Raw genomic sequence first — 2,472 nt, forward strand, 5'->3', positions numbered from 1 at the left:
GACCCCATCAAGACCTCCATGCTCGTGGACCGTGAGCATGGCCGGCCGCTGGAGGTGGACGCCATCTGCGGCCCGGTTATCGAGCGAGCGCGCCGCCTCGGCGGCGATGCCCCGGCCACGGAAATGGTTGCCGCCCTCCTCGACCGGGGCATCTGGTCCACCGACGGCGGCGCCGTCGCCTGAGGCCACGGCGGGACGATGCCGGCCCGTGCAGGCGTACGCACACCACTGCTGACCACCGCGGCGCTGGCGGTGCTCGGCGTGATCCTGCGGGCACTCGCCCTGCTCGTCGCCCTCGCGGGCCTGGACGGCCCCCCGCCGACGATACCCGCCAACCTCCCGGATGTGCTCGGACACAGCGCTACCGCGGTCTTCGCACTCGCTGCCGTCGCCGCGGCATGGAGTGTGGTGTGCGCCGTGGCGGTCCGGTGGCGCTAGTTCCCGGCGGACAGGGACACCGCGAGCACCGCCACGACGGTCCGGAGGATCCAGACGCCGATCGGCAAACCAGCCTCGTGACCGACCCCGGGCGACACCGTCGTGGCTGTCGGTTGCCAGGGGCAGCCAACCTACTCGAACCTTGCCCTGCGCAGCGCTGGCGGAACGCACGCACATCGGGGTTATGGCGCCGGCCGCTCAAGGCAATCGACACAGCCGGCATCGCGGGACGGGATGTTGGCTGCCAGGAGCAGCCAACCTACTCGAGCCTTGCCCTGCGCAGCGCTGGCGGAACGCACGCACATCGGGGTTATGGCGCCGGCCGCTCAAGGCAATCGACACAGCCGGCATCGCGGGACGGGATGTTGGCTGCCAGGAGCAGCCAACCTACGCGGCAGTGCATCCGGCACAGCGATTCCACAAGACCCGCCGTCCCTGGAAGAACCCTCTCCCCCGACCCTTCTCCCGCGAGGGGAGAGGGGTATGACGTGGCGGTAGGTCGGCTGCTCCTGGCAGCCAACATCCCCGCTCAAGGCTGTCCGGCGGCACCCGCCTCTCCAGGGCCTGACTCGAGGCGGCGCGTCTACTAGGCGCTGAGGTAATAGGTTCCCTTTCCGGCGCGCTTGGCGTTGTACATCGCCTGATCCGCCGCTTTGAGCAGCGCCTCGGGATCACCGCCACCAGCGGGACCGACGGCCGCGCCCACGCTCGGGCGTATGGCCACCGAATGCGTGCCGAGCTGGACAGGTTCGTCGAACTGCTCCAGCACGCGGCCGGCAACACCGCGTGCGGTGGCCTCGTCGGCGTCCGCGAGCACCACCACGAACTCGTCACCGCCGACCCGGGCCACGGTGTCGTCCGCGCGCAGGGCCTTGCGGATGCGCGCGACCGCCGCAACCAGCAGCTCATCACCGCAGGCGTGACCATAGGTGTCGTTGATCGCCTTGAAATCGTCGAGGTCGAGCAGCAGCACCGCCGTGCGGCTGCCGGCACGGGCATCACCGGCGCGCAGGGCGGCGAGCCGGTCGTCCAGCAGCGTGCGGTTGGCCGCGCCGGTGAGATCGTCGTAGAGCGCGCTCCGGCGCAGCCCCTCGATGCGGTCCTGGCGTTCAAGGGCGAAGCCGGTAAGGTCGGACAGTTCGTCGAGAAACTCCGCCTCCCATTCCACCGGCAGTCCCGTACGCTCCAGCAGAACCACCAGGCACCCCAGCGCGCCGCCGTCCTGTGCGCGCAGGGGCCAGCACCACACCCCGCGGACACCGCAATGCCGGGCCAGCCGGGCGCATTCACCGCGCCACTCGTCCGCCCCGAGATCCGCGGCCATCACCTGACGGTTGTTCGTGACGGACGTCGCCCATGGGGCGCGGGTGTCATCCGTGGCCAGCGCATCGATGAACGCCTGAGTGCCGTCACTGCCGGCAACCGCACTCTCGACGTCGAGTCCGTCGTTGTGCCGGTGCATCACCAGCACACCGGCACGGGGCCGATGGGTGCGCACCACCTCGCCGACACCGCGCAGGAGCTCGGGCAGCGGCTTCTCCAGCACCACCTGTTTAAGCAGCCTCGCCTGTGCCTGGCGCAGGGCGTGATCCGCGTACTGATGGGTGACGTCGGCGATCACGGACAGACACACCGGGCGGCCACCGTACTCGAACCGCTCGCTGCTCACCGAGGTACGTCGCAACACCCCCTCTGTGGTGAGGATCGGCCATTCCCCGCGCACGCGCAGCCCGTCGTGAATGACACGCCGGAAGCTCTCCGCGACGTCTTCACGGTAATGCACCGGCGTGAGATCCAGGAACGAGCTACCGGTTAGCGAGGCGGGTTCGCCTCCGAGGAGACGGGCGACATATCCGTTCAGGTCCAGGAAGACCCCGTCCTCATCGAGGAATGCGAACCCCACGCCGACCACGCGCTTCATGACCGGGATCAGATCCGCACTGAGCCCCGAGGCCGGCATGGCGAGCGGCGTTACCGCGGTATTCACGCCGTCACGCACGAGGTCGCCGAGCACACGCAGGCCACAGACGACAT

At 69.6% G+C, this 2,472-nt stretch carries 3 protein-coding genes; 2 read left to right on the forward strand and 1 reads right to left on the reverse strand.

Annotated features, from left to right (window positions below; genetic code table 11):
• Positions 1-183 (forward strand): ketopantoate reductase C-terminal domain-containing protein (locus tag G7A99_RS18045; protein WP_205599907.1); only part of this gene is annotated, 183 nt, incomplete at its 5' end.
• 15 nt (positions 184-198) lie between these two features.
• Positions 199-438 (forward strand): hypothetical protein, encoded by a 240-nt coding sequence (locus G7A99_RS18050; protein ID WP_163142773.1) that lies wholly within the window; start codon positions 199-201, stop codon positions 436-438.
• Between the two features lie 586 nt (positions 439-1,024).
• Here the strand turns inward: G7A99_RS18050 and G7A99_RS18055 are convergent.
• Positions 1,025-2,472 (reverse strand): diguanylate cyclase domain-containing protein (locus G7A99_RS18055; RefSeq protein ID WP_163142776.1); only part of this gene is annotated, 1,448 nt, incomplete at its 5' end.

This window comes from Arhodomonas sp. KWT (assembly GCF_010993615.1).

Excerpts from the sequence above, each read along its gene's own strand:
- G7A99_RS18050 (WP_163142773.1), top strand. The coding sequence starts at position 199 with ATGCCGGCCCGTGCAGGCGTACGCACACCACTGCTGACCACCGCGGCG.